Here is a 7,561-nt window from a genome sequence, read left to right as displayed (position 1 = left end):
CTTCGGTCGTGAAGAAATGTGCGTAGTGATCGACGACGCCATCGCCGAGGAGACGGCGCGTGACGGCGCTGCCCCGAAAGCGATCGGTCGCCTCACGCAACGTTCGCGGAACGCGCTCCAACGCTGCGGATGCGTAGGCGTCACCATCGAAGCGGGGCGGTGGCTCTATGCGGTTTTCGATCCCGTCGAGGCCACTCGCCAGCGCGGCGGTGTAGGCGAGATATGGGTTGCAGTCACCACCGGGAATCCGACATTCGATCCGCAGGCTCGGGCCGGTCCCGACCACCCGGAAGCCGGCCGTGCGATTGTCGTCGGACCAGGCAATACGTGTCGGTGCCCACGACCCGTCTTGGAATCGCTTGTATGAGTTGACCGTCGGCGCAAAAAAGACCATGAAGTCTTGGAGGTGTGTCATCCACCCACCGAGGAACCATCGAAACAGATCGCTGCGCTCGTCGCCGGCCGCGAACACGTTCGTCTCGGCCGCCGCATCCCACAGACTCAGATGAATGTGACAGCTGTTGCCGGCATCGTCGGCGTGGGGCTTGGCCATGAAGGTGACGCTCACGCCTTGGGCGTCAGCCAGTTCCTTCATGCCGTGTTTCATCACCGCATGTCGATCAGCCATCGTCAACACGTCCGCATATCGGATATTCAGCTCATGCTGACCGACCCCGGTCTCACCCTTTGAGTTCTCGACCGGGATGCCGCTCTGCCGGAGCGCACGACGAGCAGCGCCGACGTACGGCTCGATGCGCGCGCCTTGCAAGAGGTGGTAGTCCTCGCTGTACCAACCGGCGGGCTGCAAGTCAGCGTGTCCAGCTTCGTGCGCGCTGCGATAGCTGTCTTGGTACAGATAGAACTCGAGTTCCGACGCGGCAAACGCTGCGTTTCCTGTCGCGGCAAGTCGGGCGATCTGGGCTCGCAACATCGCTCTCGGCGACACCGGAACCGCGATCTCCTCAGCGTCGAGCACATCGCACAGCACCAGTGCGGTTCGATCCGTCCAAGCCGCTCGACACAGCGTGTTCAGGTCCGGAACCACGTGGAAGTCGCCATAGCCACGCTCCCAGTTCGCGTACTCGTAGCCCTCGATGACTTCCATCTCCATGTCGACAGTCAGGAGGTAGTTGCAGGCATGCGTGCCGTGATCGAGTACATCGGCCAAAAAGAACTCAGCGTCGAAACGCTTGCCCATCAGGCGACCGAGGTGATCGGCGAATGCGACGACGACCGTGTCGATCTCGTCGCGGTCCACGCTCGTTCGCAGTTCTTCGAGGTCCATCGTCCGAGCGTAGGCGTTGGTCGCTCTGCTGGGAATCTCGCTGTGCCGATCAGGCAACATGGTCGTGTGAACCGCTCGTGAGTTCGCAGCACCACTGGCGGAGGCAACGCTCTTCATGCAACATGACCACGAACATCCGACTGCACCGTCCGCATCTGCCGATCCAACTGAGCCCCCTCGCAAGCCGAAGCAGGAGCAGGAGGAGGCATCGACCGATGTCACGGAAGTCGCGGACGGCATCTTGCGGACCCAGTTGCCGATCAGCATGCCCGGTCTCGGACACGTCAATTGCTATGTGCTCGAAGACGAGCGCGGCGTTGCCGTGGTCGACCCTGGGCTCCCGGGTGACGACTCGTGGGGACATCTCGTCGACCGTCTGAGCCGTGCTGGCTACGCCGTCGATGACGTGCATACGGTCGTGGTGACGCACTCCCATCCCGACCACTTCGGCGGCGCAATGCGACTGCGCTACGAGACGGGCGCTGACATCGTCACTCACGAATCGTTTCGCACGATCTTTGACACGTCCGACTTTGACGACGAGGAAGATTCGAGTGCGCTCGATCTCAACTGCCCTGACGGTCAACGCGCGGCGATGGAGCGCTATTTCTCGAAACCGTCACCGTGGGGTGGCCGTCGCGCTGGTCCGTCTGCTGAGTTCATGGAGCGGATGCGCAAGGCGAACGGCTCGGCGGGTGTCTCGTTCTCGACACCGCGCCCGACTCTGCCGTTGGTTGACGGTCAGACGATCAAGCTGGCGCGCCGTGAGTGGGTGGCGATGCATACGCCAGGCCACACGTACGACCACCTGTGTCTCTTCGACCCCGAGTACGGCGTGATGCTGACCGGCGATCACGTGCTGCCATCGATTACGCCGCACATCAGCGGCATGACGCCAGTGTCCGATCCGCTGGCCCAATTCTTTGAGTCGCTGCGGCGCATGGCCAACGTGGAAGACGTCTCGATCGCACTGCCGGCGCACGGCCATCCGTTCGCAGATCTCGGTGGACGCGCCGAGCACATCATCGAGCATCACGAAGACCGCCTCGACATCATTCGTGAGGCGCTCCCCGACCTGCCCAACGGCACCGTGAACGACTTCATGCGCGTCCTGTTCCGGGAACGCTCATGGGGAGAGATGGCAGAGAGCGAGACCTACGCGCACCTCGAGCACCTCCGTGAGCTTGATGAGCTGTCTCGTCATGCCGAGGACGGGTTCGCTCGATACGCGCCGGTCGGCTGAGCGACTTCGTCAGCCTTGGCTCGGGGCGTCTGCAGGCTCCCCGCCAGGAGGTGGCCCGCCAGGAGGTGGTCCGCCAGCACCGGGCGGAGCGCCACCGGCTCCCGGGCCTCTCGCGGTGAACTCACCGTTCAGGCAGCGACCGACGTAGGGGTATGCGTCGGTGATCACGTAGGCGTATTCGCCGTCGATCTCGACGCCGTTGCACTCGTCGAGGTCCCCGTTGGCGTCGCTCCATTCCCAGTCCGAGGTGTACGTGCCGTCCGGTGTGGTGCCGTCGATCGCCACGTCCGCGCCGCGCAGTGCACCGGATCCGACGCAGTTGGTACCCGAGCGGGCGTCGGCCGACAGTGCGTAGCCCGATGCGTACGCATCGGACTTGGAGAAGTACATCAGGTAGCCGTCGGCAGCGAAGCCAACATGCACGAGGTCCTCATCGGTGGCATAGGCATCTGCCAATAGTTCAGAGATGCCGTGATAGTGGTACTCACCGGTCGGTTGGACGTGGGCATTGTTGAAGTCGAGACCCAGGTTGTAGACGTCCTGCAGCGCTTCGACTCGGAGGGTCTCGCCGGAGGCGCAGGTCACGGTCTCAGCGGTGGCGGGTTCAAACTTGACTCCGTTCACTGCGACGCCTGGCGTCATCGCGAATGTTGCGGCTCCGACGTAGGTCGGTACGGACGGGTACTCGTAGGAGGCGTCCTGCTCGGAGATCGTGTTTGGGTTGCCGTCGTTCGGGAACTCCCCGGTCTCGTGGTCGGGCAGTGCGTTGGACACGATCGTGCGCGTGTCGCCATCGACCGTGACGGTGGTCATCGTGCCGAATTCTTCGTCCATCAGCGTGTACGAACCGAGCAAGCCGCTGGCCTGTTCCGTGTCGCTGTCAGTCTCGGCTGGAGCGATGGGCGGCGCACTGTCTGCGGCGGGTGCCTCGATCGTGACGGCGACCGCACGATCAACCGCTGACGTGTCGACGGAGCCCGAATCGCTGGATCCACATGCTGACATCAAGAGTGTCGTGCCGAGTGAAAGTGCGAGCACGGAGCGTTTGCGAAGTGGTCGTTGCATGGAATCCATCGTGCGACTGGCCATTGTGAAACACCTGTGTAAATAAACAATTTTTGGTAAGATTTTGGTAAGGGTGCAGCGAGCTGCGACCTCGTCACTGAAAGATCGGTGTGCCAGCCAGGTAGCCGATCTCCAGTAGTTCCGTCGTCGGGACCACCCGTGCCAGTTCATCGCGGATCGGCGCGACATCGGTCGGAACCGAGAAACCCGGCAGCCAGTCATCGTGGTGGCTCAGGACCACCTTGCGTGGGCGCAGCATGTCCGCCTGGCGCCCAACGAATTGCGCTAGTGATCCTTGGATTGGTTCGCCATCGATGTTACCCCTGCCCGCCGCCGCCAAGATGGCCACGTCTGGCCGCAGGTTGCGGAGCACCCCTGACCAATGGCCCGAGGTGTCTTGAAAGAGCAATCGGCCGTCGAGCACGTCAAGTAGGAAGACCAAGGCTCCTCCATCACCGCGGTCGCTGTGGCCGACCATCGAGAGCATCATGTGTTCGATGGCAGCCGGCGCCAACTCGGTCCCAAGGTACTCCATCAGCTTGGCCATGCGCTCCTGGCGTTCCTGATGGGTCACGCCCAGGTCACCTATACACACTTCGTCGGCCTGAGCCATTGGGCCTTGCGACCACACACAGCTGTGCTGACTCGGAAAAACCGAAAGTCGTACTGTTCCTTCGGCTCGCTCCAGCTCAATGGTCTCGCCACCGGCCACCGGAATCATCCGATCAACGGCGACACCGGCGGCTTCCATGACGCGCAGCGTTTCATAGCTGCCAATCAGAGTGGCGTCCGTGTTTGCCATCACCTGCTCTGCGCCGAAGAGGTGGTCGAAGTGCGAGTGCCCGACGATGATGTAGTCGCATTGTTCGATGTCGGCTGCACCGACTGCTGGCGACGGGCCCGCTGCGTTTGCGGCACGGTCGATGTAGGCGTCAAGGAGGATGTGGATGCCAGCGGTGTGGAGGCCGAAGGTCGAACATCCGTACCAGTCGAGGGTGGTGTCGCTCATCAACTTAAGGTAATGAACTCGAACTTCATTCTCACGATGGGCGGGGCAAATGGAGAGTCATTCAGCGAACGACCACCTTTGACAGGCGACACAATCCCGTTCAGACTTGGGTGATGTCAACTGAAGCGCTGAGCAAGCAGTACAAGACCGTCAACGGCAAGCAGATGGCGTACCACGACACCGGAGCCGGTGAGGCTGTGGTCTTTCTCCATGGCAACCCGACGTCGTCGTATCTGTGGCGCGACATCATTCCGCACGTGTCGCTGCACGCCCGGTGTATCGCCCCCGACCTGATCGGCCAGGGCGACTCCGACAAGCTCGACAACCCTGGGGCCGGCTCCTACACCTTCGTCGAGCACCGCACGTACCTCGACGGACTGCTCGATCAGCTCGATCTGGGCGACAAGATCACCTTCGTCATCCACGACTGGGGTTCGGCCCTCGGCTTCGACTGGGCCAACCGGCACCGCGACCGCGTCGCAGGAATTTGCTACATGGAAGCGATTGTTCGTCCGGTCACCTGGGAGCAGTGGCCTGCAGGAGCAACCGACATCTTCAAGGCGATGCGTTCCGCTGCCGGTGAGGAGATGATCCTCACCAAGAACTTGTTCGTCGAGGCAATTCTGCCCGCCTCGATCATCCGCAAGCTCAGTGACGAGGAGATGGACGAATATCGTCGTCCATTCCTCAATGCTGGCGAGGACCGCCGTCCGACACTGACGTGGCCCCGGCAGATTCCGCTTGAGGGCGAGCCCGCTGACGTGGTCGAAATCGTGCAGTCGTATGCCGATTGGCTCTCCACATCAGATGTGCCGAAGCTGTTCGTCAACGCCGACCCTGGCACGATTCTCACCGGACCGCAGCGTGAGTTCGCCCGCACATGGCCGAACCAGACCGAAGTGACCGTCGCCGGCTCACACTTCATCCAAGAGGACAGCGCCGACGAGATCGGTGGGGCACTCGCTGGCTGGCTTCCAACGAGGTCATGACAAACCTGTATTCGACGCTGTCCGAGCGGTTTGCGACGCGCCTCGACTCGATCTTTCTTCGGGTCCCTGGCGGAGCGTCGCTCACGTACCGCGACGTCGATCATCGCTCGGCGCGCATGGCAACGGCCTTGCGCGATCTTGGCGTCGCAGTAGGCGACCGTGTCGTGGTCCAGGTCGACAAGTCGACCGACAACGTTGCGCTGTATCTCGCCTGTCTGCGAATTGGTGCGGTGTTCCTTCCATTGAACACCGCGTATACGCCCGGCGAGGTTGAGTACTTCGTCGATGATGCGGCTCCGGCGCTGGTCGTCGCCAGACCAGGAACCCTTGGTGATCTCGCGGTCGCCACGGTGCATCTCGGGACGGCCGGTGATGGATCATTCGCCACGGCTGTTGACCACGCTGCACCGAGCGACGAGATCGTTGAGCGCGGCGCCGGCGATCTTGCCGCGATGCTGTACACGTCCGGCACGACGGGGCGTTCGAAGGGCGCCATGCTCACGCATGCCAACCTGGAATCAAACGCGTTGGCGCTGCACGACATCTGGGGCTTCGGTCCTGAAGACGTTCTGTTGCACACACTGCCGATCTTCCACGTGCACGGCCTGTTCGTCGCGCTGCACTGCGCCATGCTGGGCGGTAACGAGGTGATCTTCCTGCCAAAATTTGACGTCGGTGCCGTCGTCGACAACCTGCCCGATGCCACGGTCATGATGGGGGTGCCCACGCAGTACACCCGTCTGCTTGGCGATGCCCGATTCGATGCCGCGGCGTGTGCGTCGGTTCGACTCTTCACATCTGGTTCGGCGCCAATGACCGAAGCCGTGCACGCCGAATTCACCGCACGCACCGCTCTGCAGATCCTCGAGCGGTACGGCATGACCGAGGCCGGCATGATCACGTCGAACCCATATGACGGTCAACGCGTCCCCGGGACCGTTGGCTTCTCGCTCCCCAACGTCCAGCTGCGGGTCAGCGACGGTGCGGGCGTCGCCGTCCCGACTGGCGTGACCGGGGTTGTCGAGATCCGCTCCCCCGGTCTCTTCGCCGGCTACTGGCGAATGCCGGACAAGACCGCCTCCGAACATCGAGTGGGGGGCTGGTTCATCACGGGCGACGTAGGCTCCGTCGATGACGAGGGCCGGCTGACCCTCGAAGGCCGGTCGAGCGACATGATTATCAGCGGTGGGTACAACGTGTATCCGAAGGAAGTCGAGATGGTTCTCGATGACGTTCCCGGTGTGCTCGAGACGGGGGTGATCGGGGTCCCGCATCCCGACTTCGGCGAGGCGGTGGTTGCCGTGGTCGTGCGTGACGACTCCGTCGAGGTAAGCGATGCAGCGCTCGCAGCGTCACTAGACGGCGTGCTTGCGCGGTTCAAACATCCCAAGACGTACATCGCCGCCGACGAGCTGCCGCGCAATGCAATGTCGAAGGTGCAAAAGGCGGCGCTGCGTCGCGTGCACGCCGACCTTTTCACATCGTGAACGCTCGACGCCGGGTGACCAATCCGACTCAGGTCGACGGCTGGGCCTGCCGGCTCACGATGCTTCACTCCCGATATTGACGACGGTCTTCCCGCTGATGGTGCCGGCCTCAATTGCTCGGATCGCGTCAGGAGTCTGATCGAGCGCAGCGCGGCCTCCAATGGCCGGGGCCATGTCGCCGGCGGAAAGCATCTCGACGAGCCCATCGATGAACTCTCGCTTCTCGCTGCTGATGAAGAACGTCATGCGTTGCTTGACGAACAGCGACACCAGCACGGCGCGGAGGTTGCGACCGATTCCCCCGGTCCACCGCACGCCGTCCTCGCCGCCGACGATCACGTGGGTGCCGCGGGCAGCGAGCACATGTCGGAGTTTCGACAGCGGAGTGCGAAAAGTGGCTCGGGTCGATAGGAAGGGAGCCAATCGGCGAAGGTTTTGCCGACTCATCGAGGGCTGGCCGACATCTGAGTTCGTCCAGTCGAA

The 7,561-nt window shown here is 62.7% G+C and carries 7 protein-coding genes; 3 read left to right on the top strand and 4 right to left on the bottom strand.

Annotated features, from left to right (window positions below; translation table 11 throughout):
• Positions 1 to 1,285 (bottom strand): glutamine synthetase family protein (locus ACH2DW_RS10755; RefSeq protein WP_394929745.1); only part of this gene is annotated, 1,285 nt, incomplete at its 3' end.
• 115 nt (positions 1,286 to 1,400) lie between these two features.
• On the opposite strand from ACH2DW_RS10755, the gene ACH2DW_RS10750 reads away from it, so the two are divergent.
• On the top strand, positions 1,401 to 2,528 hold the full coding sequence (locus tag ACH2DW_RS10750) for an MBL fold metallo-hydrolase (protein WP_394929744.1): 1,128 nt from the start codon (positions 1,401 to 1,403) through the stop codon (positions 2,526 to 2,528).
• Positions 2,529 to 2,537: 9 nt separating this feature from the next.
• Here ACH2DW_RS10750 and ACH2DW_RS10745 read toward each other — a convergent pair whose 3' ends face one another.
• Entirely contained in the window at positions 2,538 to 3,593 is a 1,056-nt protein-coding gene (locus ACH2DW_RS10745; RefSeq protein WP_394929743.1) for a YHYH protein, read from the bottom strand.
• A 94-nt stretch (positions 3,594 to 3,687) separates the two neighbouring features.
• Positions 3,688 to 4,602 carry an MBL fold metallo-hydrolase gene (locus ACH2DW_RS10740; RefSeq protein WP_394929742.1) on the bottom strand — a complete coding sequence of 305 codons (915 nt, stop codon included), beginning with the start codon at positions 4,600 to 4,602 and terminating at the stop codon, positions 3,688 to 3,690.
• Between the two features lie 113 nt (positions 4,603 to 4,715).
• Here ACH2DW_RS10740 and ACH2DW_RS10735 point away from each other — a divergent pair, with 113 nt between their 5' ends.
• Positions 4,716 to 5,591 (top strand): haloalkane dehalogenase, encoded by an 876-nt coding sequence (locus ACH2DW_RS10735; RefSeq protein WP_394929741.1) that lies wholly within the window; start codon positions 4,716 to 4,718, stop codon positions 5,589 to 5,591.
• Positions 5,588 to 7,078: an AMP-binding protein gene (locus ACH2DW_RS10730; RefSeq protein WP_394929740.1), complete on the top strand. Its 1,491-nt coding sequence runs from the start codon at positions 5,588 to 5,590 to the stop codon at positions 7,076 to 7,078. Before ACH2DW_RS10735 ends, ACH2DW_RS10730 begins: the two co-directional genes overlap by 4 nt.
• Before the next feature lie 54 nt (positions 7,079 to 7,132).
• On the opposite strand, the gene ACH2DW_RS10725 is transcribed toward ACH2DW_RS10730, so the two are convergent.
• The gene (locus tag ACH2DW_RS10725) at positions 7,133 to 7,525 is read right to left on the bottom strand and encodes a zinc-binding dehydrogenase (RefSeq protein WP_394929747.1); all 393 of its coding nucleotides are present in this window, start codon (positions 7,523 to 7,525) and stop codon (positions 7,133 to 7,135) included.
• Between the last annotated feature and the right edge of the window lie 36 nt (positions 7,526 to 7,561).

Origin of the sequence: uncultured Ilumatobacter sp. (genome assembly GCF_963980585.1) — a bacterium.
GTDB lineage: Bacteria > Actinomycetota > Acidimicrobiia > Acidimicrobiales > Ilumatobacteraceae > Ilumatobacter_A.
Note: the sequence above shows the minus strand (reverse complement) of the source record. Positions and strands in the feature narration are given on the sequence as shown.